24 protein-coding genes, 1 tRNA gene and 1 pseudogene are annotated in these 25,221 nt (G+C 46.2%); 11 read left to right on the forward strand and 15 right to left on the reverse strand.

The window, feature by feature from the left end; all coding sequences use genetic code 11:
- Positions 1 to 152: 152 nt before the first annotated feature.
- The 6 genes from RIB93_RS05980 to RIB93_RS06005 all read right to left on the reverse strand — a co-directional run bounded on the left by RIB93_RS05980 (position 153) and on the right by RIB93_RS06005 (position 3,449).
- Complete coding sequence (locus tag RIB93_RS05980; RefSeq protein WP_446371225.1) at positions 153 to 305, reverse strand: hypothetical protein; 153 nt, start codon at positions 303 to 305, stop codon at positions 153 to 155.
- Positions 302 to 850 carry a ribbon-helix-helix domain-containing protein gene (locus RIB93_RS05985; protein ID WP_446371227.1) on the reverse strand — a complete coding sequence of 183 codons (549 nt, stop codon included), beginning with the start codon at positions 848 to 850 and terminating at the stop codon, positions 302 to 304. Before RIB93_RS05985 ends, RIB93_RS05980 begins: the two co-directional genes overlap by 4 nt.
- Positions 851 to 937: 87 nt before the next feature.
- The gene (locus tag RIB93_RS05990) at positions 938 to 1,513 is read right to left on the reverse strand and encodes a Uma2 family endonuclease (RefSeq protein WP_446371229.1); all 576 of its coding nucleotides are present in this window, start codon (positions 1,511 to 1,513) and stop codon (positions 938 to 940) included.
- A 491-nt stretch (positions 1,514 to 2,004) separates the two neighbouring features.
- On the reverse strand, positions 2,005 to 2,481 hold the full coding sequence (locus tag RIB93_RS05995; protein WP_446371231.1) for a hypothetical protein: 477 nt from the start codon (positions 2,479 to 2,481) through the stop codon (positions 2,005 to 2,007).
- 35 nt (positions 2,482 to 2,516) lie between these two features.
- Positions 2,517 to 3,251 carry a nickel/cobalt transporter gene (locus RIB93_RS06000; RefSeq protein ID WP_446371233.1) on the reverse strand — a complete coding sequence of 245 codons (735 nt, stop codon included), beginning with the start codon at positions 3,249 to 3,251 and terminating at the stop codon, positions 2,517 to 2,519.
- Positions 3,252 to 3,377: 126 nt separating this feature from the next.
- Positions 3,378 to 3,449 (reverse strand) — tRNA-Val (locus RIB93_RS06005).
- Between the two features lie 46 nt (positions 3,450 to 3,495).
- On the opposite strand from RIB93_RS06005, the gene RIB93_RS06010 reads away from it, so the two are divergent.
- Positions 3,496 to 4,059: a metal-binding protein gene (locus RIB93_RS06010; RefSeq protein WP_446371235.1), complete on the forward strand. Its 564-nt coding sequence runs from the start codon at positions 3,496 to 3,498 to the stop codon at positions 4,057 to 4,059.
- A gap of 180 nt (positions 4,060 to 4,239) precedes the next feature.
- Positions 4,240 to 4,755: a DUF6653 family protein gene (locus RIB93_RS06015; protein ID WP_446371285.1), complete on the forward strand. Its 516-nt coding sequence runs from the start codon at positions 4,240 to 4,242 to the stop codon at positions 4,753 to 4,755.
- A gap of 49 nt (positions 4,756 to 4,804) precedes the next feature.
- On the opposite strand, the gene RIB93_RS06020 is transcribed toward RIB93_RS06015, so the two are convergent.
- Positions 4,805 to 5,164: a hypothetical protein gene (locus RIB93_RS06020; RefSeq protein WP_446371237.1), complete on the reverse strand. Its 360-nt coding sequence runs from the start codon at positions 5,162 to 5,164 to the stop codon at positions 4,805 to 4,807.
- A gap of 88 nt (positions 5,165 to 5,252) precedes the next feature.
- Between RIB93_RS06020 and mazG the strand changes: the two genes are divergently transcribed.
- Together mazG and ribBA are read left to right on the forward strand one after the other, a co-directional pair.
- Positions 5,253 to 6,089, forward strand: a complete 837-nt coding sequence (mazG, locus tag RIB93_RS06025; RefSeq protein ID WP_446371239.1) for a nucleoside triphosphate pyrophosphohydrolase — start codon at positions 5,253 to 5,255, stop codon at positions 6,087 to 6,089.
- A 238-nt stretch (positions 6,090 to 6,327) separates the two neighbouring features.
- Complete coding sequence (ribBA, locus tag RIB93_RS06030; protein ID WP_446371241.1) at positions 6,328 to 7,998, forward strand: bifunctional 3,4-dihydroxy-2-butanone-4-phosphate synthase/GTP cyclohydrolase II; 1,671 nt, start codon at positions 6,328 to 6,330, stop codon at positions 7,996 to 7,998.
- 256 nt (positions 7,999 to 8,254) lie between these two features.
- Here ribBA and RIB93_RS06035 read toward each other — a convergent pair whose 3' ends face one another.
- Positions 8,255 to 9,127 carry an RNA-guided endonuclease InsQ/TnpB family protein gene (locus RIB93_RS06035; RefSeq protein WP_446371243.1) on the reverse strand — a complete coding sequence of 291 codons (873 nt, stop codon included), beginning with the start codon at positions 9,125 to 9,127 and terminating at the stop codon, positions 8,255 to 8,257.
- 198 nt (positions 9,128 to 9,325) lie between these two features.
- Positions 9,326 to 10,054, reverse strand: a complete 729-nt coding sequence (locus RIB93_RS06040; protein ID WP_446371245.1) for a hypothetical protein — start codon at positions 10,052 to 10,054, stop codon at positions 9,326 to 9,328.
- 143 nt (positions 10,055 to 10,197) lie between these two features.
- On the opposite strand from RIB93_RS06040, the gene RIB93_RS06045 reads away from it, so the two are divergent.
- Together RIB93_RS06045 and RIB93_RS06050 are read left to right on the forward strand one after the other, a co-directional pair.
- Complete coding sequence (locus tag RIB93_RS06045; RefSeq protein WP_446371287.1) at positions 10,198 to 11,823, forward strand: DUF2079 domain-containing protein; 1,626 nt, start codon at positions 10,198 to 10,200, stop codon at positions 11,821 to 11,823.
- A gap of 1,148 nt (positions 11,824 to 12,971) precedes the next feature.
- Positions 12,972 to 13,577 (forward strand): hypothetical protein, encoded by a 606-nt coding sequence (locus RIB93_RS06050; RefSeq protein ID WP_446371247.1) that lies wholly within the window; start codon positions 12,972 to 12,974, stop codon positions 13,575 to 13,577.
- Between the two features lie 32 nt (positions 13,578 to 13,609).
- On the opposite strand, the gene mtnC is transcribed toward RIB93_RS06050, so the two are convergent.
- Together mtnC and RIB93_RS06060 are read right to left on the reverse strand one after the other, a co-directional pair.
- Entirely contained in the window at positions 13,610 to 14,320 is a 711-nt protein-coding gene (gene mtnC / locus RIB93_RS06055) for an acireductone synthase (RefSeq protein ID WP_446371249.1), read from the reverse strand.
- 73 nt (positions 14,321 to 14,393) lie between these two features.
- Positions 14,394 to 15,353: an MDR/zinc-dependent alcohol dehydrogenase-like family protein gene (locus tag RIB93_RS06060; protein WP_446371251.1), complete on the reverse strand. Its 960-nt coding sequence runs from the start codon at positions 15,351 to 15,353 to the stop codon at positions 14,394 to 14,396.
- A gap of 58 nt (positions 15,354 to 15,411) precedes the next feature.
- Here RIB93_RS06060 and RIB93_RS06065 point away from each other — a divergent pair, with 58 nt between their 5' ends.
- Both RIB93_RS06065 and gatB read left to right on the forward strand, forming a co-directional pair.
- On the forward strand, positions 15,412 to 15,939 hold the full coding sequence (locus RIB93_RS06065) for a hypothetical protein (protein ID WP_446371253.1): 528 nt from the start codon (positions 15,412 to 15,414) through the stop codon (positions 15,937 to 15,939).
- Positions 15,940 to 16,296: 357 nt separating this feature from the next.
- Positions 16,297 to 17,781 carry an Asp-tRNA(Asn)/Glu-tRNA(Gln) amidotransferase subunit GatB gene (gene gatB, locus RIB93_RS06070; protein WP_446371255.1) on the forward strand — a complete coding sequence of 495 codons (1,485 nt, stop codon included), beginning with the start codon at positions 16,297 to 16,299 and terminating at the stop codon, positions 17,779 to 17,781.
- 351 nt (positions 17,782 to 18,132) lie between these two features.
- Here gatB and RIB93_RS06075 read toward each other — a convergent pair whose 3' ends face one another.
- Positions 18,133 to 20,466: an ATP-dependent helicase gene (locus RIB93_RS06075; protein WP_446371257.1), complete on the reverse strand. Its 2,334-nt coding sequence runs from the start codon at positions 20,464 to 20,466 to the stop codon at positions 18,133 to 18,135.
- Positions 20,467 to 20,645: 179 nt separating this feature from the next.
- Entirely contained in the window at positions 20,646 to 21,260 is a 615-nt protein-coding gene (locus RIB93_RS06080; protein ID WP_446371259.1) for a hypothetical protein, read from the reverse strand.
- Positions 21,261 to 21,426: 166 nt separating this feature from the next.
- Here RIB93_RS06080 and RIB93_RS06085 point away from each other — a divergent pair, with 166 nt between their 5' ends.
- The 3 genes and pseudogenes from RIB93_RS06085 to RIB93_RS06095 all read left to right on the forward strand — a co-directional run bounded on the left by RIB93_RS06085 (position 21,427) and on the right by RIB93_RS06095 (position 22,749).
- A complete protein-coding gene (locus RIB93_RS06085; RefSeq protein WP_446371261.1) occupies positions 21,427 to 21,873 on the forward strand; it encodes a serine/threonine protein kinase in 447 nt (148 codons plus the stop codon).
- Between the two features lie 75 nt (positions 21,874 to 21,948).
- Positions 21,949 to 22,113 (forward strand): annotated as a pseudogene (locus tag RIB93_RS06090) (hypothetical protein); the annotation flags it as partial.
- Between the two features lie 414 nt (positions 22,114 to 22,527).
- On the forward strand, positions 22,528 to 22,749 hold the full coding sequence (locus tag RIB93_RS06095) for a hypothetical protein (RefSeq protein ID WP_446371263.1): 222 nt from the start codon (positions 22,528 to 22,530) through the stop codon (positions 22,747 to 22,749).
- Between the two features lie 34 nt (positions 22,750 to 22,783).
- Here the strand turns inward: RIB93_RS06095 and RIB93_RS06100 are convergent, their stop codons facing one another.
- Together RIB93_RS06100 and RIB93_RS06105 are read right to left on the reverse strand one after the other, a co-directional pair.
- Entirely contained in the window at positions 22,784 to 23,566 is a 783-nt protein-coding gene (locus RIB93_RS06100; RefSeq protein WP_446371265.1) for a hypothetical protein, read from the reverse strand.
- Between the two features lie 4 nt (positions 23,567 to 23,570).
- A complete protein-coding gene (locus RIB93_RS06105; protein WP_446371267.1) occupies positions 23,571 to 24,860 on the reverse strand; it encodes a DUF389 domain-containing protein in 1,290 nt (429 codons plus the stop codon).
- Positions 24,861 to 25,221: the final 361 nt, after the last annotated feature.

Genomic DNA, 25,221 nt, shown 5'->3' on the forward strand with positions numbered 1-25,221 from the left:
CTACGTTTACGGAGTGTATGCCAAGCGCCATCACTCCTCAGCCAGCTTTACGGCTTTCTAACTTTATAGCTCATCTTATAGTTCATCAGCAATAATCAAATCAATCATCTGATTACGATTCTTCCGATCAACCCGAAAATCGCTATCTAGGGTTAACACACAACTTCCTTATAATAGAGTTCAGCGTTGACAATATCGCACAGCACGATGTCTTGCCGTGGAATTGTCACCAATTTCTCAACAACCGCTGAATTTCGACGAGTCAGATAGAGAATGCACGTATTCGTATCTAACAGATAAATCACAAAAGTTCCCAAAGCCGCTGCTCATATTCTCCTTGTTTCCCGCGTGTCAATGGTTCCCCTTGCCACTTTCCCGCTGTCCTCTCAAAAAAACCAGGAGACCAGCCCAACTCTTCGGATGTTTTAGGAATTCCTTTCGTATTAGTTTGGTTAAGTATTTGGGATTGAATGGCTGCTTCTATAATGTGCGTTAACTCAGCTTGCAGTGAGCGCTGGTGTTTCTGAGCTAGCCCCTTCAGTTTTTCAATGACTAGGGGATCTAAATCTTCACTCGTAACTTGCTCCCGCAGTCTAGCCATCACAACTTCCCTATCCGTCTCTTCGTCAAGCGCAAGCTGTTTAATACTAACTTCTACTTGGCGATTGATTTTTTCTAACCACACTTCATAGTGTTTATCTCGCTGCTCTAATAATTGTAAACCTTCAACAATTACTTCATCAGCCGTTTGATATTGACCGCTTTTAATCTTTTCTTGAATCAATTGTTCCGCTTCTGGTGTTAGGGTTATATTCATCGCCTCAATATCTCCACGTTGATTCCATGACAAATTTGAAACCTTTATCGGTGACTATAGCGTTTTCAGACTCCATGTGATATGGTAGATATCTTTAGCTGGCATAGAAAAAACTGACGATTAACTACCCAAAACCACCTGTAAATCCAGTACAAATCCTGGTAAAACCTCTTCCCCTGATAAACTCGTAGGCGACTCTAAAACCTCAACCTCCCGATTCGGTCGATAAATTTCAACCCGTTTATTCTTCGCATCAATCAACCACCCCAAACGCAACCCATTGTCTAAATATTCCTGCATCTTTTTGCGTAAAGGTTCCATATTGTCACTCTTAGAACGCAATTCTATGGCAAAATCCGGACACAGTGGCGGAAATGATTCCTGTTGTTCTGGTGTCAATGTATCCCATCGTTCTTGACTCACCCACGATGCATCCGGAGAACGATCTGCACCATTAGGAAGCCGAAATGCAGTAGAAGAGTTGAAAGCAACCCCTAGTTTTGTCTGGCGATTCCAAAACCACAGTTGTCCTTCTATATCAATATTCCGTTTTCCGGTAATTCCCCCAGTGGGTGGCATAATAATTAATTCTCCGATCGCTGTTCGTTCAAGTCGCACGTCGCGATTAGCCGCAGCGAGTTCCTCAAACTGCTCTTGAGTAACTTTTAGGGTTTGTGGGATAATAATTGGAATCATTGTTCGTCACAACTCAAAATTGCGATCGCCTGTTTTTCTGCCTGTGGGCGCACGTCAGTCATCCGTGTCAACTTAAGAGTTTCTATGACTAGCGCTCAAAGTTTAGATCCCCCTAAATCCCCCTTAAAAAGGGGGACTTTGATTAATTTCTGGTTCCCCCCATGGAACGCATCCTTTGGTCTCCCCCATGGAACAAAAAGCGAAGCATCCTTTGGCTTCCCCCATGGAATAAAAAGCGAAGCATCCTTTGGCTTCCCCCATGGAACAAAAAGCGAAGCATCCTTTGGTCTCCCCCTTTTGAAGGGGGACGGAAGGGGGATCTAAAAGGGGGACGGGAGGGGGATCTAAAAGGGGGACGGAAGGGGGACGGGAGGGGGATCTAAAAGGGGGACGGAAGGGGGATCTAAAAGGGGGACGGAAGGGGGATCTCTGATTAAGTAAGGGTTTCAGCCTTAAGTTGATACTAATGAAGTCAGTGCGCTCCTACGAGGCTAATTCTTAAATTTATGGCTGACAAATTGACTACCAATGCCACAACCAATGGCAAGCACCACGACAATGATTTGACTAGCAAGATAATGATGATGGTGAGGATGATCCTCCTGAATCTGGCTGATCGCCTCGACATCGATTCCGCGATCGCTAACGGGAATCACTAACATATCCCAATGACTATCCTCACCAATCTCCACCTCCCACTCTCCACTGACGGAGTAGTCGGGTTCAAAGACAAACATCCCTTGTTCGTTTGTCTTTCCTTCCATCGGCGCGTAGTCTGAACCCGCAGGAGGATGGACAATCACAGGTGCATCTTTAAACGCTTCTCCTGTGCTGAACAGCGATTGAAGTTCCAGGGACTTAATGTTTAAGTTATAGTTTGTTTCTACACCATGGGCGAAGGCTTGGCTGGGAAAGCCCAAAAGACTGACAAGTACCAGTAGGACAACAAAGAACTGTTTTACTTTCATTTGATATCTCTGAAAAGGTTGTGATTGATTTTGCCTCATAACGAGGTAGTGACTGAAACAACTGTTATACCAAAGCCAATAACCATGATAACGATCGCACTCAAAATGGATAACTTCTGCAACACTTGATCCGTTTGTGGCAATCGCTCCAGCCACTGGCGAGCATAAATGGCGACGACACCCAAAATAACTAACACTGATGCTAACCCCAGACTAAACCCGCCCACCAGAAACAGCCCATAGCTGATCTGGTGCAGAGCCACAGCGCTCAATAACATCACCAATGCAGATGGACAAGGAATTAATCCCCCCGCAATCCCTAATTTAACCAGGGAGGAAAAGCTAGTGGGTGAGTGTGCATGAGCGTGTGAATGACAATGGGAATCGGAATGCAACCGCTTCCTCAGCAGGCTCAATCCGACGATACCAATCGTTAACCCGCTCACGAAACTCAGCACCGGATAGGATTGTTCAGGTAAGAAGTATTGAGACGCAAACAGCGCGATTATACCCAAGAGGAAAATACTCAGCGTATGGGTAAAGGTTATCGTTAATCCGAGTAAAACAGCCTGCTGTGGTGTGCCTTGAGAGCCAATAAAATAGGCACTGACGAGGGTTTTACCATGTCCAGGGGACAGTGCATGAACCGCACCGAATCCAAACGCGATCGCAATCCCGATTAAAACCGTGCTTAACGTGGGTTCAGAGGTGATCAGGTTCGGCACAGAGGATGGGTGACTCAAGTGAGCTAAAATACACGCTTGTGACATGGGAAAACTGGGTGGGTAAGTTAGGCGATTATATCAAAACGGTACACCCGGTTCCCATCAAGTAGGGGCTTGGTTACCAAGCCCCTACATGGTTACCAAGCCCCTACAAGTGCTGTACAAAAAAAATGGGCAGTACTGGATTCGAACCAGTGACATCCTGCTTGTAAGGCAGGCGCTCTACCGCTGAGCTAACCGCCCGTGTATGTAACATACTTACTTAGGTTAACACGAAATTACCAAAAATATGCCCTCTGGTCAAATACACGATCGCATTACCTTATGGAGTCTCCCCCTTGTAACCGCTATAACCCGCATCATGACTAGGAATGGGGACTTAACCCTGATCGTATCTGGAGGCTTTTTTTTTAGTGGACTCATGTTCAGTCCCGACTTAGATCTCTACTCACGCCCCTTTAAACGCTGGGGGTGGCTGCGCTGGATTTGGCTACCTTACCAAAAGGTGATGCGCCACCGCTCTATTTTTTCCCATGGCTTTATCCTGGGGACGACGATTCGTATCCTTTATCTGGGGAGTTGGATCATCGCCTTGGCGGGAATCGGATTCGTGATTCTGTACCTCTTCCAGGCTGTACCCTGGACTGGGGAAGAGTTGAAACAACAAATCACGCGATCGCTCCTCGATTATCAAGCCCACTGGATTGCCTTATTTGTCGGCTTAGAACTCGGCGCTATCATCCACTCCATCAGTGATTGGACGAGTTCCACCTACAAGCGCTACCAGCGTCAAAAGCAAAAGCCGCGCCGTAAATCAACTAAACGCAAACGAACCTCAAATCGACGAACCTGAGCCTCGGTTCAGGGGAGCTGAGGAAGCTGGGGAAGCTGGGGAGGCTGGGGAAGTTAGGGTACATTTTTCCTGAGCAAGGTGATGCCATCTAGTTGAAGGATGCTACCCGATTTCCTTAATGACGAAATCCTTGCCGTAGTGCGTTTAGCGAAGCCATTATCTGACTATTTTATCACTACTATGACCTTAGAAAACAAAATTTCTCAACTGTTTAAGATGGATGACGCCACATGGACACGTCATGCTAATCCTTGGAGTGTCTGGACACGCAACACAGTTCTACCTTTGCTCATTCTAGCCATTTGGAGTCGAGTTTGGCTGGGTTGGTGGTCTCTGTTTTTGATTGCAGTGGCATTACTTTGGAATTGGGTAAACCCACGCCTATTTACCCAACCGGAAACAACTGATAATTGGGCATCTAAAGCCGTGTTTGGCGAACGGATTTGGATGAATCGAGATCAAATTCCTGTCCCCGCCCGACATCAAATGATGCCCAATATCCTCACTACAGTAGCAGCAATTGGTACAGGATTTGTGGCGTGGGGCGTCATTGAACTTGACCTTTGGATCACGCTGTTTGGCGCAGCGCTAATCTATGCCGGGAAACTATGGTTTCTAGATCGCATGGTCTGGATTTATGAAGATATGAAAGACACTAATCCTGAATATCAAAGCTGGCTTTATTCGCCAAAATAAATTTAAGTTTGGGGAACAGGGAACAGAGAACAGGGAACAGAATTTATCCTCAAATCGATGACGCTTGGGCTTGCTGAATGCGTTCTGCCCAAAAGTCATTCTGGTCTAAGGTTAGGACAATTTTCTGGTAGGGTTCATCTTGTAGTGCTAGCACCAGGTAATTGCGATCGCGAGTCACATACCAAAATTCTTTCCCTCTAGAACTGTAGTAGGTTCCCGCCTTAATCACTCCCGGTAACGCTGTACCAGGGGCGCGAATTTCTGTCCAACTGCTAGGAGGTTCATCGGTAGTGATGCTGGTAATATGGTTGAGAGGGATTTCCCACAAGTTATCTAAGGTGAACGCCCAAAGTTGCTCGTACCATTCCAGTTCGATGCGGAGTTTTTGATCAACAATATTGATATTCATGGTTACCCGATAGAACCGCTTGAGGGATTGTCCCTATAGCTTAACCAAAATGCCTGCATTCTCGACCCCTGACAAAGGCATAAGACAAATGACGAATGACAAAGGACAAATGACAAATGCCCTACAACAGCTTATCGATGTGGTTGCCCAGTTGCGATCGCCCGATGGGGGTTGTCCTTGGGATCTTGCCCAAACGCCGGAGACGTTGACCCCTTATGTGATTGAAGAAGCTTATGAAGTGGTGGATGCGATTCGCCGTGGCAATCCCCAAGCCATTGCCGAAGAATTGGGCGATTTACTGCTTCAGGTCGTCTTACAAGCCCAAATAGCTGCCGAAGTTGGTGACTTTACTCTAAAAGAAGTGGCGGATGGCATTACCGAAAAACTGATCCGTCGTCATCCCCACGTCTTCGGTGATGTCAATGTGCAAGACGCCGCAGAAGTCCATTACAATTGGGAGCAAATCAAAGCCGCCGAAAAAGGAGAAACCCCAGCCGAGGCACAACGGTTGAGTCGCAAACTCCAGGGATACGCCCGGAAACTCCCTCCCTTAATGGCAGGAATGAAAATGTCTCAAAAAGCCGCCGCCGCCGGGTTTGAATGGAATGATGTGGATGGGGTTTGGGCAAAATTCGCCGAAGAATTAGCGGAATTCCATCAGGCAATTGATCAGGAAGGGAAAGAGGAGCAGCAGGCAGAACTGGGGGACTTATTGTTTACACTAATTAATATCGCCCGTTGGTATGACCTTGACCCAGCCACAGCGCTGCAAGACACCAACCAACGGTTTATCCAGCGTCTGTCGGGTATGGAAGCGATCGCGACTCGTTCCTTGTCTGAGTATAGCCTGGATGAATTAGAGCAGCTTTGGCAGCAAGCGAAAGCCGCATTAAAGCAGTCGCAGATGAGAGAGAGGGGGGATTAGGGGGAGCAGCATGTAGAGACGTAGCATGCTACGTCTGGGAAGCTGGGGGAGCAGAGGGAGCTGGGGGAGCCATGCAGAGTGATGACATTTGTAGGGGCGGGTCTACGAAAGATGAACTATGGCAGGTTCGGTCACGAAAAATTCGTTCCTCTGTGAATTCTCTACCTAGATAAACGGGATACAATCGAAAAGTAACTTACTCTATAACTCTAGAGGATCTAGCACTCGCGCTTTTGACGTGGAATCGCCTGAAACTGTTTTGTTTGAATTCAACTCGATAGATGAAGCCCTAGCCGATCTCAAAGCCGGTCGCGCTTTGGTTGTGGTTGACGATGAAAACCGGGAGAACGAAGGGGACGTAATTTGCGCTGCCCAATTTGCCACACCGGATATGATTAATTTCATGGCAGTGGAAGCAAGGGGCTTGATTTGTCTGGCGCTGATGGGAGAACGCCTCGATGCCCTCGATTTGCCGTTAATGGTGACTAAAAATACCGATAGCAATCAAACGGCTTTCACGATTAGTATTGATGCGGCATCCCATTTGGGGGTGACAACCGGGATCTCGGCAGAAGACCGGGCGCGAACGATCCAAATTGCGATTAATCCCCACACTAAACCCTGTGATTTACGTCGTCCAGGTCATATTTTCCCGATCCGCGCTAGAGAAGGAGGTGTCCTGAAGCGGGCGGGTCATACGGAGGCGGCGGTGGATTTACCGCGATTGGCAGGTTTATACCCAGCCGGGGTGATCTGTGAGATCCAAAATCCCGATGGGTCGATGGCGCGTTTGCCGCAGTTGATTCAGTATGCTAAACAGCATAATCTTAAACTGATTAGCATTGCCGATTTAATTAGTTATCGCCTAGAACACGATCGCTTTGTCTACCGGGAAACGGTGGCTAAATTGCCGACCGAGTTTGGCACGTTTAAAATTTATGGCTATCGCAATACCTTGGACAGAACAGAACACGTCGCAATTGTCAAGGGCGATCCGGACAGGTTTCAAGACCATCCTGTGATGGTACGGATGCACTCAGAATGTCTCACGGGAGATGCCTTGGGTTCCCTGCGCTGTGATTGTCGTCAGCAACTGGAAGCCGCATTAAAAATGATTGAGGCGGCGGGTCAAGGGGTGCTGGTGTATTTGCGCCAGGAGGGACGAGGAATTGGTTTGGTGAATAAGCTGAAAGCCTATTCCCTCCAGGATATGGGACTGGATACGGTGGAAGCGAATGAACGCTTGGGATTCCCGGCGGATCTGCGTAACTATGGGATGGGAGCGCAGATGCTTAATGATATTGGCGTCAAAAAAATTCGCCTGATTACGAATAATCCGCGTAAGATTGCTGGATTAAGGGGATATGGGATTGAGGTGGTCGATCGCGTCCCCCTGCTGATTGAATCTAATGACTATAACTCGATCTATTTGGCAACCAAGGCACAGAAACTGGGGCATCTGTTGCTACAAACCTATTTAGTTACCGTGGGAATTCAGTGGTTAGATGCGCCGCAACCGGTGACGGAACGGTATGAACGACTGGAAAAACTGCGACATTTAGCGGCAAGCCATAACCTATTGTTACAGGAAGAAGCCCGTCCGGTGGCGATCGCCCTGTTTGGGAAACCGTCCTTAATTGTTCACCTGGGCTTTGATCAAGCTAACCTGGCAGAACCCGACTGGTACAAGGATAGCCATCATCCCTACTCGATCGCGATCGCGAAAATCTTAGATACACTCAGCACTTGGTCGCAACTGGGACGTCTAGAATTTCTAGTGTCTACTGGGGTCGATCCCCTGCTTAGTTTACAAGTTCAGCTTGATCGGCAAATGTACTCACTGAGTCAGTGTCCCTCCCGCGTATTTGAGCATTTAACCACGCAAAAAATCTACAGTTTTGAGCGGTAAGGGTTATTTGTCCTTTGTCATTTGTCCTTTGTCATTTGTTAAAGAGTTATTTAAGTATTCTTATGTAGCATTGCTATAACCCGTTGTCAACCCGTATTTTTGACGATTTATGGAAACTAGAGCCAGGAAATTACTGAATTTTACGGATTTTTGATCGGTGTCCTTGAACCTAAAATAGAAATCAAACAGAAAATGCTGAGTCTCTCCCGGTAAGCTATTGATAGCTACCGGGGGATTTTGTTTGACACTCCCCCGGTTAAAACGCGGGGGATTCTTCCGTCACAGGGAGGCAGAGTTTAACGTCTTCCAGGACGGAACCTTTACCCTCAGAAAGCTTACCTACCGTGTGTCCCACGGCTACGACTCCTCTGATTTCTACTACCTGAGCAGATGCTACATCTCTATCGCAGGTGTACCCACAGAATTGGCATTTATGTACCCGTTGAGAAAGCTTCTTTTTGCCTGTATCCTCTAAGCAATTAGGGCAAGTTTGACTTGTTCCCTTTGCGGGTACTTTCTGGAAGTACACACCCCGTTTAAAACAGCACGCTCGAAGGACATCTAAGAACTGACCCCAACCCGCATCCAGGCAATGTTTAGCTAAGAAGCCTTTACCTAGTGCTTTTAGGTTGAGTTTAATGATCGCATCGTCAGGTATAGGACGGGATTGATTGAATTTAACCAGCCCAATTTTAGGTAGTTTGATTCGATTCCCTTGGATGGGTTGTTTCCCTAAAGCAGGGAACACAAATGACCGCATCCGACCAGGTTTCTTGAACCGAGGGAACCCACGCCTATTTTTCCACATCCCCTCAAACGCTAACTGTAGCCGCTTAAGAGTCTGTTGTAATACCTGTGAGTGAACCGGCTCAAGTCCAGGGATATTCTTTTTGGCTTGGGTAAGGGCTACCGCTTGACTATTGTAAGTAGGAGCTGGTGTATCTGCTGGTATGATGTACTCGCTTTTGACTGAGCAAGCGTAACCCTTACATTTACGGCTATTAACCCAATCTTTCCGCTCACGAAGGGCATAGTTATAGACCTTACGGCATTGCTCTAGCCATTGTTGGAAAACGGCTACTTGAGCATTAGTTGGCTTGAGTTTAAACTCGTAAATTAAGGTAAACATTTGCTCGACCTCCTGCAATGTTTGCTGATATTATACTACATTATTGGCTAAGTGCTATCAAAAAATAAACACTCGTAGCTAAAGCGACTTGGCTGGACGCTTCGCTCGGTTTCATCCCCCGGTTAAAACACGGGGGTTTTCACCTCCGCTAGTCGATAGACGCCAGGTGGGTATATATCTACGTTGTCGGTTGGGGGTTTAAAACTGATGGTTGGCTAAACGAGCAGGATAGGATTGCGCCGAAACTTGGACAATACGACTATCAAGCTTTTGGGCAACATCGCCAACTTGAATTAATGGCATTTGTCCATTTACATACATCACCCCAGTGAACGCAATCATCCCACCTCGGCGAAAGGTTGCCATGTCTAACTGTAGAGGGGTTCCTTCCATATCGATGCCTAAGGTAAAGCCTGTTGAGGTATCTGCAAAGTTATTCAATTCTGGGAGGGGTTTGTATTCCAGAACGTTGATTTCTCCCATCCCTTGCAATCGTTGCTTCAGTTGACTAACCAGTAACTGTTGAATTTCGGGTTGTTGTAACTGCTGTACATTAGTATCAAAGTTTACCCAATCTTGTTCGCTAGATAGGGGACTGGTAAATCCCAGAACAATTTGGAAGCTTTCGGGATTGACAAAGGCGAATAAATTTTCTGGGTTCAGGTTGGCGTCCTGGAATTGCTGGGTTAACAGTCTAAATTGAGAGGCAAGTGAGGCGGTTAATTCGGGGGGAAGTTCCTGGAACCCCTCAGGTAAGTCTTCGAGTAACAGCTTGACATTGCTAGAGGTGGAGGCTTGAGAAATGGTTTGGGGAACCGTTGAGGATGCAGTGGAGACTGGAGTTAGGGGTATATCAGCATTAACGGGATTGCCGGTGAATAGGATTCCACTCAACAAGCCTAAGCTTAAGGAAATTCTCTTGATCATCTTACCATCAGCAAGGGGACTCTCGCTATGGTAGCAAAATTTAGGAGTCCTTCGTCCTTTGTTTTTTGTCCTTCGTTAGGATAATGTTCTCTGGGAAATAACTACGGGTATGATAGACAAATTATACAGCCGGACATACTATGATGCGATTTAAATTTTCTCAGGTATCTCTATCACGGTTAGCGATTACGGCGGCAATCGCTTTTTTTTGTATGGCTTTAATTTTAGGCTTACATCGACACTATACGTTTTATTCTTCCTACGACCAAGGTATTTTTAATCAAGTCTTCTGGAATAACCTGCACGGGCGTTTTTTTGAGAGTTCCTTATCCTCCCAACTTTCGACGAATGTGGTTCACCAGGGAGAGGTTCCCACGGTGGATTATCATCGTTTGGGACAACATTTTACGCCAGCGTTGTTACTTTGGTTACCCCTGTATGCTTTATTTCCTACACCCGCCACGTTAACGGTATTGCAGGTCACATTGGTCACAGCGGCGGGTTTGGTGTTGTATGGTCTCGCACGAGAGTATCTGGAACCAACCTTAGCTGGGATGATTACAGTTAGCTTCTACTGTGCGAATGCGGTTATTGGTCCAACCTTATCGAACTTTCACGATATTTCCCAGATTCCCCTATTTGTTTTTGGACTGCTGCTAGCGATGGAAAAACGCTGCTGGTGGCTATTTTGGCTATTAGCTGTGTTACTTTTAGCCGTGCGCGAAGATGCCGGAATCGGCTTATTTGGTGTGGGAGTTTACCTAATCCTAAGTCGGCGATATCCCCGGATTGGATTAGTGGTTTGTAGCCTCAGTTTTGGCTATATGATTCTGCTGACGAATCTAGTTATGCCGTTATTTTCCGAGGATATTTCGCAGCGGTTTATGATGGAACGATTCGGTCAATATGCTACGGGGGATGAGGCGTCTACTTTAGAGATTATCTGGGGAATGGTGAGTAATCCTGGACGAGTGTTGGTGGAATTGGTGACACCGTTTGGTCGCACGTTGAATTATTTATTGGGGCAATGGTTACCGTTGGCATTTGTGCCAGCGATTTCACCCGCGTCTTGGATGATAGCGGGATTTCCTTTACTTAAGTTATTTTTAGGTCAGGGTGAATCGGTACTGGCGATTAATATTCGTTATGCGCTTACGGTAGTGCCAGGGCTATTTTATGGGGCGATTCTTTGGTGGTCAATGCATCAAGATTTATATAAGCGATCGCTGTTTCGATATTTTTGGATTTTTTGTATTACTTTAACGCTTATTTTTTCCTATACCTCCAGTGCTTCGGCGTTAAATCGGGCGTTTTATTTTATGCTACCGGATTCCTTTGATCCGTGGGTACATATCTCATTACCCCAACAGTGGCAACATGTACAACAAATGCGTCCTTTAGTTGCCCAAATTCCACCGGATGCGAGTGTTTCGGCGACAACGTATATTATTCCTCATCTCTCTAGTCGCCGTGAAATTATCCGCTTACCGGATTTAAGCTTACGTAATGATCAGCAAGAGGTTATTAATGTAGAGTATATTATTGCTGACCTTTGGCGATTGCAGCAATATCAGGTAGCGTTTGATCAGGAACGAGGACTCTTGAAGTCGCTGGTATCGCTAATTGATCAGGTAACGGCAAAGCAGGAGTATGGTATTGTTGGCTTTGAGGATGGGGTGATTTTATTGCACAAAGGAGTAGACTCTAATTCTGATGCTATGGAAAAATGGTTGGTGTTTCGGAAACAGTTGGTTAACCGTTTATCCTGATAAAAAGTCTGATGCAGGACATCGTTGACATTCTCACCGACCTAAAAGGATCGGTGATTCCCTACCAGTCAAACAGGGATAACTGAATGTACTTTTGTCAAATTCCTTCCTGTAGGGGCGACCCGCTTGGTTTAATTAACAACACCACTCTATTCAATGCGATCGGGTCGCCCTGTCCTCAATTTAAAGCGAAGACCGCGCAACTGTATAAAGAGAATTATTTGGGTTGAGTCGCTGTGCGATCGCGCCCTATTTCTTCCCTCCCATCCAGTCGCTGGTTCCTCAATTTGTTGACTCAAGCAGAGATTCGATGATCTGTGTCTTATGCGATCGCACTTCCTCTATAGCCCTACGCTAGGCGTGTATTTACACATTAGAAATTGAGGCTTTATCAGGAGTGTCTTAGAACATTTGTACTGTAACTACGCGAGAGCGTACTGCTCTAACTCCTACTGAGTTGCATTCCTATTCCCCCCAATTGTCCCTTTTTCATTAAACCTCAGATGCATAAAAATGTTTTTTTGTCAAATTTGCCTCGGTCTGAGTCGAGAAAATTGGGTAATGTAAGATGCTTGTCGTGTATCAAGTTTGCCGCAGCGATACGGGATAAAATAACCTATTTATAAGGCTTTGAAGCGTTTAAGGTTAAAAAATTGCTATAAAATAAGCACAATACAGGATTAAGTTAACATTGTACTACAACCTCAAACCCCGATCAAATCAGGATTGACCCGTGACGTTTTCTGCCCGTGTTAAATTTGATGAACTTTAAATGATTAAAACGTAAGCGTAAAGACTAAAAGTTTTCCTTATCTCAGTCAGGTGGTGGAAATAAACAGGGGTAGACTTGGGAGTGATGCTTCCCCGTCTTTCTGGGAGTGGGAAGACGTTAGGGGATGAGGGGGAAACGTGCGATCGCGAGTCTAACTCCTATCTGCTAATATGAGAGGATATGCAAGGTTCAACGGGTCAGCGTTTTATTGGTTTCTGGCATGGCAAGGATTACTTCAACTCCAGTAATTCTAAACTTAGACTGTTGAGATGCTCCAGTTACCTGCGAGTTTATCAGGAGAAGATGTTTTACCGGGATTTGTTTTAGATTTACCTGTTTTCTGAGATGGGAACTGATTCTCCTAGATAAGACAATAATGCCGTACAGTCAATTCACCACTCTTGCTAAAGCAAAAGAAGCCTTCAATCTCACGACAGCCGAAGGCATCAGATTTTTGCCAAAAATTGACCCGATTCAACCCAGTTCTACCTTAGCCGCGATTCTGGAAGAAAATCTCCCTCTCGCCGTGGCGTCAGGGAGTGAAAAAGCCCGATCCGAATTAATTATCAGTCCGGTTTTAGTGGAAGTGCGGCGCATTTTGAACCGTCAAATTAGTTTATTTTCGGGTGAAGACTTTAACGTCGATGAATCACTGGGGCTTAATGGACGTTGTGACTTCCTGATCAGTCGTTCCCCCGAACTTTTAGACATTGAAGCGCCAGCCGTTGTGATTGTGGAGGCGAAACAAGCTAACCTTAAATCGGGAATTGGTCAATGTGTGGCGGAAATGGTTGCTGCCCAGAAATTTAACATCGCTAAGGAACAACCGCTTCAATGTATCTATGGTACAGTTAGTAATGGTAACCAATGGCAATTTCTCCAACTGGAAGCTACCAAAGTCACGATTGATTTAATTGTTTATCCTCTCCCACCCGTTGAGCAAATTTTAGCCTTTTTGGTGTGGATGATACAGCAGGGATAAAGGAAGTTGTAGAGACGTTGCATGCAACGTCTCTACAATGAATGGTGCGATATCTCATGAAAAGATTCTACTTCGGGTACGTCAGACCAAGATGCGGTTCCCTCGCGCTTGACATGAACCACTCGTAACCCTTTCTCTCGCGCCGCGACTAATTCAGCGGGAACGTCGGAAAAGAAGACGATTTTATTGGGGGCTAATCCTAGAACCTCGATAATCTGTTCGTAACTCATCGCTTCTTTTTTACTCCCCGTTGTTAAATCGAAATAGTTAGAAAAGAGTGGGGTTAAATCTCCTTCGACTGTGTGGCTGAAGAACATTTTTTGAGTAGCAATTGAACCCGATGAATAGATGCCTAATTTTAACCCCGATCGCGCCCATTCTTCTAACTTTGGCTTGACATCGGGGTAAAGATGTGATTTAAATGCCTCCGTCTCGAACCCCTCTTTCCAAATCAGTCCTTGAATCGATTTCAGGGCAGGGTGTTTGCGATCGCGATCAATCCAGTCGAGTAAAGTCGCGATCGCGCCCTCTAAATCAATCTCTTGTCCTTGTTCGGCTTTAACCGTCTGCTGCGTCAGGTTAATCGCCTCAACCACCTCATCTAAATTCTGATCGCTTAAAACAAACTGTTCCAACCGTTCTCTAGAGTAAGGAAACATCACCTTATGGACAAATTGAATATCCGAGGTTGTACCTTCAATATCCAACAAAATATACTTGACATCGGTTAGGGTAACACTCATCCAATCCTTAACTCCAATAAACGACACTCCCGTGTTTTTATCCTGAAAACCCTTACAAATGACCAATGACAAACTACTGATCACTCATATCCAATAAAACCTTCAACACGCCCTTACTTTTTGCCTGTTCAACGGCTTTAAGTCCCTCTCCTAACGGATAATGACCCTGAATCAGCGGTTCCACATCCACCCGTCCTGACGCCAGTAACTCAAGGGCGGGGGCAAAAGGACCACAACGCGACCCAATTAGGGTAATTTCGTCTACAACCAGAGAGGAAGCATCAAAGGTTAACTGACCCGCATACGTACTTTTCAGCACTAAAATACCTCGTGGACGTAAAGCGCGGCGGGCGAGTTCAAATCCAGCCGGATTCCCGGTACACTCAACCGCAATATCAAAAGAACGTTTGGCGATCGCATCAGCTAATCCCACCTTAATCCCGCGTGCCGATAAATTTGCCAACTTATGCTGATGACGCCCCACCACAAACAAGTCACATCCAGTTAAAGCAAGAGTTTGGGCGACTAATTGTCCCAGTTTCCCATCGCCTACCACCAACACTCGTTCCGTCGAACTCACCGTGACTTGCTGCTGAATTTCCAAGGCAGCGGCGACGGGTTCGGTAAAGGTAGCTAAATCTGTGGGTAAATTATCCGGGACTCGATGCAAATTCTCTATCGGTAAACTGAGATAGTCGGCAAACGCACCATGGCGGTTGACAATCCCGAGTACCGTGCGATTTTCGCAGTGGGTTGATTGTCCATTCTGACAATAGTGACATTGCCCACAAACGGCGTTAATCTCGCCAACGACTCGTTGTCCCTGTAACTCGGTTGGTCCTTGTTCAACAACACCGACGAATTCATGACCTAAAATACCTTTATAGGGATAATAGCCGCGAATTAATTCCAAATCCGTGTTGCAGATACCCGCCTGCACAACTCGTACCAAGGCTTCCCCCGGTGGTGGTTGAGGAATGGGGATATCGCGGCGGAGTTGCAGTTGATTATTTTCCAGCCAAAGTGCTTGCATTAGGAGTAATTTTGAATCAAGATAACGTGATTAGCATTTTATTACGAGATGGAATCAGGTGGATATTCCAGAAGACGTGACCTTTGACGACGCGATCGCACTCACTCAATCTCTGATGACGCAACTGTCATCCGGTGAACTCTCCCAAGTAGACGCGGCGGGTGCGATCGCCCAATTGGTGAAAACCACAAATGGTGCTAGAGGGTTTTTTGTCACGTACCTCACCGCTGACGACAGTTTAGCGGATACTCCCTCGCCAGAGGTAATTCAAGCCCTGCAATCCTCACCGGATACCGTCGCTGAACTGTTGGTGAAAAACTTAGCCATGTCCGCTGCGATGGCGATTACCCACCGTCGGAATCAGAATGAAGCCATGGCGCAAGGATCGGATCGAGTGCGAAGACGAACGATCCATTTAATTGAAAAAATTAATCTACCTCAAGTGCAGGAAAAAGTGGTAGCGTTACGGGAAAGTGCCATCACCGGAGAGGGAAATTATAAGGCGTTTCTGGAACGTTGGCAATATGATGCCCAACAACGGGAGATTATTCGCCACACTCTCGATCGGGTGATTGTGGAGGGTTGATCATTAGCGACAAGTTAGATCCGGATTGATCACGATTAAATCCGCATCACCCCATTAAAAAAGAATTCGCCGCAGTGAGCCCGATAAACCTCGACCCAATCATCGCTGCAATCAGCGCGATCGCACTCAAAACTTTAGGCGCAGTAGAATCAACACAAAATTAAAAATCTGGAAACCCGCGCAGGCGGGTTTTGTTTGTGTAGCTGCGGTTTCAACCGCCCAGCTTTTAGCTTGGGTTTGAACCCAAGGCGGTTAGTGAGACTGGCACTAAAGTGCCTACTACGAACCTACTACGAACAACCAACCCCCACGCTAAAATAGACCAAAACTCTTACAACGAGATAGCCAAAGAAACAGATGACCACCGCAGCACCCCCCAAAACCAAGTACGAAGCCATCATTGGTCTAGAAACCCACTGCCAACTCAACACCGCCACCAAAATATTCTCCTACTCCTCCACAGAATTTGGCACTCCCCCCAACACCAACATCGATCCGATATGCATGGGACTCCCCGGCGTGCTACCGGTTCTCAATCAAAAAGTTTTGGAATCCGCCGTCAAAGCCGGATTAGCCCTCAACTGCCAAATCGCCCCCTATAGTAAATTTGACCGCAAACAATACTTTTATCCCGATCTCCCCAAAAATTATCAAATCTCTCAATATGACCTCCCCATCGCCGAACATGGCTGGTTAGAAATCGAACTCATCGATGACGACGGAAACCCCATCGACAAAAAAATCGGCATCACCCGTCTGCACATGGAAGAAGACGCCGGAAAACTCGTCCATGCCGGAAGTGACCGACTCTCCGGTTCCACCTACTCTCTCGTCGATTTCAACCGCGCAGGTATCCCCCTCCTAGAAATTGTCTCAGAACCCGACTTGCGTTCTGGCAAAGAAGCCGCCGAATATGCCCAAGAATTACGCCGGATTATGCGTTACCTGGGTATCAGCGATGGCAATATGCAGGAAGGTTCCCTACGCTGTGATGTGAATATCTCCGTGCGCCCCGTCGGTCAAAAGGAGTTTGGCGTGAAAGTTGAGATTAAAAACATGAACTCCTTTAGCGCCATTCAAAAAGCCATTGACTACGAAATCGAACGGCAAATTGAAGCTATTGAAACCGGGGAACCGATTGTCCAAGAAACCCGCCTCTGGGAAGAAGGAAGTCAACGCACGATTAGTATGCGAATTAAAGAAGGATCTAGCGATTACCGCTACTTCCCCGAACCTGATTTACCGCCGATTGAAGTCTCTAAAGAACAACTCGAACAATGGCGCAGTGAACTCCCCGAACTTCCGGCTGAGAAACGGCATCATTATGAAGAGAAATTCGGGCTTTCTGCCTATGATGCCCGCGTCTTAACTGAAGATAAACTGGTGGCGGACTATTTTGAAGCCGCTGTAACGGCAAATGCCAATGCCAAACAAGTCGCCAACTGGGTGATGGGAGACATTGCTGCTTATCTGAATACCGAGAAACTGGCGATTACCGAAATTGCGCTCAAACCGTTAGTTTTGGCAGAACTCATTCAGTTGATTGAAGAGGATACGATTAGCGGCAAAATCGCTAAAGAAATTCTCCCCGAACTCCTAGCGAAAGGCGGTTCAGCCAAGGAACTAGCTGAAAGTCGGGGATTAATTCAAATCTCGGATGTCAGCCAACTGGAAGCCATCATTGATCAAGTCATTGCCGCTAATCCCAAGAAATTGGAACAGTATCGGAATGGTAAAACCAAGCTGCAAGGGTTTTTTGTCGGACAGGTGATGAAGGAAACCAGTGGACGGGCAAATCCCAAATTAACCAACCAGCTTTTAGGTAAAAAGTTGAAAGGATAAATTTGGGGTCAGGGCGGGTTTTGTTGCTAGGTTATTGGTGAGTATCTACATTGATAGGCTAAACCCGCCCCTACAGCAATTTCTGTTACACACCGCCTAGAATCTATCGTCGGGGCGATTCATGAATCGTCTCTATTGGTATTATTACTCAGCGTTTCAAGTTCCTGTGCTTTTGGAGTATATTTATCAGTCTGTCTTCATCAGATTGTTGTTCCATACTAAATCGAATGGTGCTGACTGGTATGCTGGTGGGCAATGCCCACCCTACGGTATAGTAAGGTTCCGTTGATCCAAAAATGCTTATTTCAGTGCCATTGATACTAAATCACTGACCATCACTCCGGCTAACTCTTAATTTACCCTCGTCGCCAGAGAAACCACTGAATCGGGGAAGCGACGACTTAATACAGGTAACACGGGACAAGGCTTTTTTATCTGTAAGTTATCTGAAGCTTGTCCACTGAAGGTATTCCAGCGAAAGGGTCCTTTTTGTGCCGCCGACATCCATAAGAGTCGTTTGGCGCGAGTCATGGCGACGTATAATAGACGATATTCTTCGGCGGTTTTTAGTTGTCCGGCTTTCTCCCAGGCTTCCATGGCGGTGGGTAACTGATGTTCGTGCAAACTGGCGCGAATTTGCGCCCGGGCGACTTCAGCTAGGGTAAAATCGCCTAAGAATTGGGCGGCTGTGGGTACCCAAGGATTACCGGGAATGGTGTCTTCGTGGAGAAAGGGAAGAAATACATAGTCCCAATCTAATCCCTTGGCTTTGTGCATGGTGATGATGGTGAGTTGACGGTGACGTAGATAGCGAGAGTCGGCGTTGTCGGTTTCTACGGGTTCAAACCGTTCGGAGGAGACAATTTCACTTAATGCGGCTAAGGTAGCAGGCATGGCGCTGCTACTATAGGTTTGTTTGACCACTCGTTCGGCGAGTTTATCGGCTGTGGCGAGTTCCGATTGGTCGTACTGTAAGGTGAGGGCTAAAAAGGAAATAAGCTGGTAATGGGGTAGTTCTAGACGCGCCCGTAAGAGACTGCGACAGTATCTGGCGGCTTGACTGACTCCAGGGGATTGAGTGGGGTCAAGGGGTCCAGGATAGAGGAATTGTTCGGGATAAGTGGCGAGGGCGTTTAAGTCTTGGGTGGGAATCAGTTGGCGTTTAACTAGAACGTCTAATGCGGCTTTGAGGTAATCGGGAGAATGGGGACGGTCAATAAATTGCAATAATGCCAGTATTTCAATGGGAATGTGGGAATGGCGATCGCTCCCTTGGACATCATACACCTCAATTCCATGTTGGCGTTTGAGATAGTCGAGTTTCTGGGCAATAAAATTACCTTGACGATTTTCTCGGACTAAGACGGCGGCGTTATGGTCTGGGTTGCGGGTGAATAGGTCTATTACTCGTTGTCCCAACAATTCTACCGTTTGATAAATATCACTGGGTTGATAAATCTCTAACCCTCTCCCCTCTGGCTGGGGATTGGCGTCGGTTTGGGGGTCATCGGGGGGTACGGGGTGGATGGTTTGGGGACGAAAGGGACGAGTAGATTCATCCTGGTTTTGCGTATAGGTTTGATTCACCCAATTTAAGCTAAAATTAGCGGCATTAATAATAATCGGTGTACTACGACCCGCTTGATCCATGGTAGCTAGGCGCTGCTGTTCCTGGCATTGGGTACAAAAGCGATTAAAATAAATGGGGTCAGCTGGAGTAAAGGTAGAGTTAATCGCTTGATTGGGGTCACCCACCCGGATTAAATTGAGGGGAATCGCAGGATTATTCGGATCAGTGGCTAGGGTTTGTAATAAGCGATATTGGAGGGGACTCGAATCCTGTGCCTCGTCTTCAAAGACGGCAAAGAATTGCTGTTGCCACAGTTGACGCACGGTGTTATTCTCTAGCACTCGCAAGGCTGCCAGAATCATATCATCATAATCAATAAAGTCTCGCGATCGCGCGACTCGTTGATACTGTTCGTATAATCCCGCCGCGATCGCTAATATGTCATAAGGGTCATTGGTTTGTTGACTGATTACCCATAAGTCTTCCGGTAATAATCCCGAACTTTTGGCTTCGTGAATCACGGTATAAGCTAAAGACGGTAACACTTCGGTTCTTAATACCGATTGTCGCCGCAATCGTTCCGTTTCTTCCCCATCAAAACTGACGCCTTCCAATAATAGGGAATAACGGCGCGGATTCGAGGCAATCCACTGTTCTACACAAGCCCGAATTAAGCGGTGAGTTTGATTGGGGGTAACAACCGTCAGCGTATCTAAATTAATCCCCGATAAATCCGGATGGCGGTTGGCAATATTCAGGGCTAACCCATGCAGCGTATAGACGACAAAACTATTTTGGGGTAAGCGTAGTGGCTTGAGATACTCGCGAATTTTGCCCTTAATTGAAGCCGCCGCCGATCGCGTAAACGTGACCACGACTAATTGTCGTTTACCATGAAGTTGATAGCGTGCGATCGCAATAGCCGCCGCCACTGCCATTCCCGTAGACTTCCCCGCACCCGGTACCGCCGACACCGCCAAAGAACCTCCCTGCCAATCTGCCATCGGTTGTTGTCCTTGGCGTAAGCTATTGTGCAGGCGTTGCAATTCCTGTTCCCGTAAAGCAGTTAGGGATAGTTGTAAGGTATTTTGACTGGTGTTGGGATTATCTGGCATTTTTTCGGGGGAAAGGCAATAATTTTAGGTATATACACTCGTCATTCGTCACGGGTTCAATTCGGTTTATCGACGGGAATAACTAGCGAACCAATCAATACACCTTTATGGCAAATACTCCGGCAAATTAAACTAACAATTTAGCACACTAACTACGGAAGACCCATAAAGCTGCTTGATTACGTCTGGGGAAACGTAGTATGGATAATCTGAGTTAGAATGCCCAGAATAAGTTCTATATTACCAATAAAGTGTTCTCCTGCTTCAAGGGATACGGTATTATCTACTAATTTCATAAACTTCCAGTTACTCCCTGTGGTAACTCCGCCATAGATACAGGAAATTTGCTGATTTCTCTGCTGGTTAAATAGTTGAGCAGCTATCATTTCAGCAATACATTGAGCGATGCCTGATTTGATGTTATCGTTTTTGGCTTCAACTAGGGTGGCGACAGGAGCATTGATATATAATTGTTCGGGTGACTGGCTAATCAGGAAATCGCATTTACCGTTGAGTCCTTTCTGTTTGTCAACGGTAAACTCTGATCCCGAAAAAATACTAATCCTTCGATTGAATGATTTCCGCAGTTCAACCAGGATAGGGGCAAGAATTAATTCTGAACGAGCTTTTTCTGTATCTATTTCTAAGGCTAGAGGAATATTTTCCGCGAGAATTTCTTGCAAAATGGGGCTGGGGATGACTGATTCTACCGGGTTAAATAATTCGACTCGTTCCTGAATAATTAGATTAAATTGGCTTTTGAGTTCATAGAGGGTAAAGTCACTGTACGACATGGCTAATAAAGTTTGGTTTAATGATAAGAATAGTAATCCACTTCACTTAAAATTTTCTGGGGGTGACAGAATTGGCAACAAATTTGGGTATACTCTACATAGAGTGAGTCATTGACATAGCAACATAGGCGACAACTCCATCAATCAGGTTACAAGTTACGCGGCTATGGAACAACTACAAGCGCCAGAGAATAAGATTGTTCAACACTATCGTATTTTAGCACCCTTGGCACAGGGAAAAAGCAGTATCACCTATCTTGGCGAAGAGTTAGACACCGGAGAACGAGTTGTCCTGAAAGCCTTGTCACTGCGCCAGATTAATGATGGGAAAGCCATTGAACAGTTTGAACGAGAAGCGCAGGTGTTGGTTCAACTGAATCATCCGGGGATTCCTCGGTATCTGGATTATTTCTATCAAGATACACCGCGCGATCGCACGTTCTATATTATCCAACAATTTGCCCCCGGATGCTCACTAGCCGAATCGGTACAAAATGGGTGGCGGGGGAATGAAACGGAGATTCGCCAGATTGCTATTCAAGTCTTAGACATCCTGGTTTATTTACATCAGCAAACACCGCCTGTCATTCATCGAGATATTAAACCCGATTAATACAGCCTATTATTCCCATGGTACTCTTCTGCATCAGGCAAGCCAAATAGGGTCTAAGCTGATGATGGCGATACTCCACTGCATAAAGCTGTCAGAAATAACTGGTCTAAATTAGTCGTGCAGTTGCTCGCTAGAGGCGCAGAGGTTAATGTGATGAATTTTGACGGTGAAACTCCACTACAACTTGCTCAAGAAAAGTATATCAAACAATTACTCAAAGATTACGGTGCGATGCCCTAGAGTGTCGCTTGGTGTAACCACAGTTAGTGATAAAAATCAATAAGTCAATTGTAGGGGCGGGTTTAGCCACTCAAACTACTTGTCACCAATAAATAAACAACAAAACCCGCCCTCCCCACTGATTTAGGTAATCTTAATTAAGCCTAGAACTAAAGTTCTGGCTAAAAGCTAAAACCCGTTTAAACGGGTTCAAAGACTTAGCCAATAAGCTAGATTGTTATAATATACCGTAGGGTGGGCACTGCCCACCAGCCTTATTTGGATGTTATTCAGGTTGCTTAAAGGATAAGGATTGCTGAGTTCCGTTTTCTTTGACATTAAACTTAATATTAAATATCAGAAAAGGCTTTATGATAAGGAGGAGTATTTAATTGTGTCCGACTACTGAGAAGGAGATTTTCGATGAGCAAAAAAATGAACAACAGAACCAAAATTATAAAAGAAACCTTTGGTAATCCTGAGCAAGAGGGTTACTACAGTGGGGCTTATATCTTCAGTGACGGCACAGCCGAGTTTGTCTGTGGATACCAAGCTCCGATTGGCAAGAGCAACGGTAGCGAAGAATACTATAACGTAATGCCAGCTACCCCTCAACAGGTCTACGCTAAATATGGAAAATCCGAAGACAGTGCTTGATTCGCCATCGATATTTCAAGACCCAACTAAAAATTTAACCCAAAATGAGTAAACCCGCATAAGCAGTTGCACCCAAAGCAAATGCCCCAAATCGACTTTGCCGTTCTTCGGGTAGTTCTTCTTTAATCACATTCAGGATAATTCCGCCACCTAGAAAGGCAAACAGTACCGCTAGGGCGGCTTCAGATATTTCCGTAGCTTGTCCAATTGCCCAACCACATAAAATTGCACCCGCTAAAACCCAGCGCCCTACCCGATGATAGGCGTCTTTGTGATGATCCCGCAATCCATAGTCATTGACAAAAAAGTGCAACGCCATGGCGATAAAAAAGAATAAGAGACTCTTGAATCCGGGTTCCTCGCGATGAATCAGTAGATAACCAATTAACAGGTTATAAAGGGAAAACGAGCCAATGTGTAACCAAAAGATTCCTTGAGAGAGTATACCGCTAAGTTTGTGCTGATTTTGTCGATATACTTTAACCAGATGTTCTAAGCCATAGAATATAGTTAATCCCAGAAGCGCGACTAAATAAACGTGGCTTTCCAAAAACGCGATCGCGAATCCTTCTGTCTGTTCAATGGTTCGCTGTCCCTGATTGAGTTCTGGCAATAAATGCACAAAAACATACGCCACCGATGCTCCCCCGGCGAATGATAACCACTGACTGCGAGGAATCACATCAAGAAAGCGCATTTGTCCACCAAATAGATGGACAAGCGCCAGGAGTATGGCGAAGATTAAGGCTAGCAGCGTAGTTAATGATACGTTCAACACTGAAGTGTCTGCGATCTCGAATAATTGTTGTACACCCATTCCCCTATTTTTCTGAAACATCTGGCAATTCCAACACATTCACCTGGACTAAGGGGGTAACATTAAAATCCATCTGTAGTAAATGGCTTTGAATTGCTTTGGTTAACTGCGTCTGAATGGTTTCCGTAGAAGCCGTTACTTTCGGGTTACGCTGGACATAAACTATCGTCAGTAGCGTATTTTGTCCCTCGATTTTAGTCGGCGTAAACTGTACATTCGACTGTACCAGTTTTGCCAACTCACTCTCCTGCACCACCTGCTGAATCTCCGTTGAGGTACGCTGTTCGAGTGTGGTTCGCTGTAACGTGGGTTCCTGCCAAAGTTGCGCGGTTAACAACCCTGCCATGATAACCGCCCCAATCCCCAACCCCACAGGAAACAGCCACCGCTTTCCCCGGTTATAGCGAGCGCCCGTGGCGGAAAGCCCCACCAGACGGAAGACAATCGCGCCAGAAAAATTAATCCCAGCTAATTGAAGTACAAGCAGGAACAGACTATTTACCACCATATCCCAGCGTGCGATCGCGGCAGCCATTCCCACTAATCCGGCGGCTGGGGCTAAGGATGCAGCGACTAACACACCAACGGCGGCTCCGGAAACTAGACTACTGCGTTCAGATTGGATTAGATTCAACGCCCCTGCGGTTCCGGCAATGAGGGGGAGGAGAATCGTAACTGATGATACCTTAAAACTCCCCATCATCAGACTGGTGGGTGCTTGCTGTTGCATAATCACACTCAAAATCCCCGCCACAACCACCGTCACGCCAATCCCTGCACCATAGCGGATCATACTACGCTTAAGTAAATATAAATCGCCTCGTGCCGTTGCGATCGCGGTATTCATAGCAGGTCCGGCAAAGGGTGCAATCAGCATCGCGGCGGTGAGTAGATAAATGGTATTGGTAAACAACCCAATCCAAACCACCACACCCGCACAAGCCGCATACCCCAGAAATCCCTTCCAAGAACCAACACTCTGCAACCCCGCTAAAAATATCTCCAGGGGGCTGCGTAGCTGCACCTCTTTCACTTGTTCAGGGGCTTCCGACGGGGGTGGTTTGAGGGGCATCATCCCCCGAGGGACTAGGGTTAGATGTAAATCCGGAAGCGTATCTAGGGCTTCTAGTAACTGCTCAACCTGACGATTGGGAACATAAGCAATCACAAAATCTAGCTTTCCCTCAGTATCAGACGCCTCAAACCGTGCCAGATTCGTTCCCTGATGAGCTTTAGCCATATCGAGAACCTTATTCCCTTGTCCTCGTGGCACTTGAATTAACAGTTGGCGCACCTCATCCTCCCATAGTTACCTGTCATTTAAGAGGAATGGCACGCTTAAGAGGAATATTGCTGACTTGTATAGCCAAGACATGAATTTCCCTGTCGAAGCTCAAGTGAGCTAAAGCCTACTAGGTAAGTATTTAACCCGTTTTAACGGGTTTGAGCTTTTAGCCCGAACTTTAGTTCAGGGCTAAATTTTAAGTCAGTGCCATTCCATTTAAGCGTGATACGCCCGATGCATTTTGACTTCCCTCATCAGAAAGATGTTAGGGCAAAGGGGCGGAGGGGAGATGGGGGAGATAGGGAAGATGAGGAAGATTGTGTAGGGGCGGGTTTCACTACTATCTTTTCGGTTGCACCCAGATGTAAAT

It is taken from the genome of Coleofasciculus sp. D1-CHI-01, from assembly GCF_040218875.1.
In the GTDB taxonomy this organism is placed as follows: Bacteria; Cyanobacteriota; Cyanobacteriia; order Cyanobacteriales; family Coleofasciculaceae; genus Coleofasciculus.

Coding starts and splice junctions, on each gene's coding strand:
- RIB93_RS05990 (WP_446371229.1), bottom strand. CDS start 1,513: ATGATTCCAATTATTATCCCACAAACCCTAAAAGTTACTCAAGAGCAG.
- RIB93_RS05995 (WP_446371231.1), bottom strand. CDS start 2,481: ATGAAAGTAAAACAGTTCTTTGTTGTCCTACTGGTACTTGTCAGTCTT.
- RIB93_RS06000 (WP_446371233.1), bottom strand. CDS start 3,251: ATGTCACAAGCGTGTATTTTAGCTCACTTGAGTCACCCATCCTCTGTG.
- RIB93_RS06010 (WP_446371235.1), top strand. CDS start 3,496: ATGCCCTCTGGTCAAATACACGATCGCATTACCTTATGGAGTCTCCCC.
- RIB93_RS06015 (WP_446371285.1), top strand. CDS start 4,240: ATGACCTTAGAAAACAAAATTTCTCAACTGTTTAAGATGGATGACGCC.
- RIB93_RS06020 (WP_446371237.1), bottom strand. CDS start 5,164: ATGAATATCAATATTGTTGATCAAAAACTCCGCATCGAACTGGAATGG.
- mazG (WP_446371239.1), top strand. CDS start 5,253: ATGACGAATGACAAAGGACAAATGACAAATGCCCTACAACAGCTTATC.
- RIB93_RS06035 (WP_446371243.1), bottom strand. CDS start 9,127: ATGTTTACCTTAATTTACGAGTTTAAACTCAAGCCAACTAATGCTCAA.
- RIB93_RS06040 (WP_446371245.1), bottom strand. CDS start 10,054: ATGATCAAGAGAATTTCCTTAAGCTTAGGCTTGTTGAGTGGAATCCTA.
- RIB93_RS06045 (WP_446371287.1), top strand. CDS start 10,198: ATGCGATTTAAATTTTCTCAGGTATCTCTATCACGGTTAGCGATTACG.
- RIB93_RS06050 (WP_446371247.1), top strand. CDS start 12,972: ATGCCGTACAGTCAATTCACCACTCTTGCTAAAGCAAAAGAAGCCTTC.
- mtnC (WP_446371249.1), bottom strand. CDS start 14,320: ATGAGTGTTACCCTAACCGATGTCAAGTATATTTTGTTGGATATTGAA.
- RIB93_RS06060 (WP_446371251.1), bottom strand. CDS start 15,353: ATGCAAGCACTTTGGCTGGAAAATAATCAACTGCAACTCCGCCGCGAT.
- gatB (WP_446371255.1), top strand. CDS start 16,297: ATGACCACCGCAGCACCCCCCAAAACCAAGTACGAAGCCATCATTGGT.
- RIB93_RS06075 (WP_446371257.1), bottom strand. CDS start 20,466: ATGCCAGATAATCCCAACACCAGTCAAAATACCTTACAACTATCCCTA.
- RIB93_RS06080 (WP_446371259.1), bottom strand. CDS start 21,260: ATGTCGTACAGTGACTTTACCCTCTATGAACTCAAAAGCCAATTTAAT.
- RIB93_RS06085 (WP_446371261.1), top strand. CDS start 21,427: ATGGAACAACTACAAGCGCCAGAGAATAAGATTGTTCAACACTATCGT.
- RIB93_RS06095 (WP_446371263.1), top strand. CDS start 22,528: ATGAACAACAGAACCAAAATTATAAAAGAAACCTTTGGTAATCCTGAG.
- RIB93_RS06100 (WP_446371265.1), bottom strand. CDS start 23,566: ATGGGTGTACAACAATTATTCGAGATCGCAGACACTTCAGTGTTGAAC.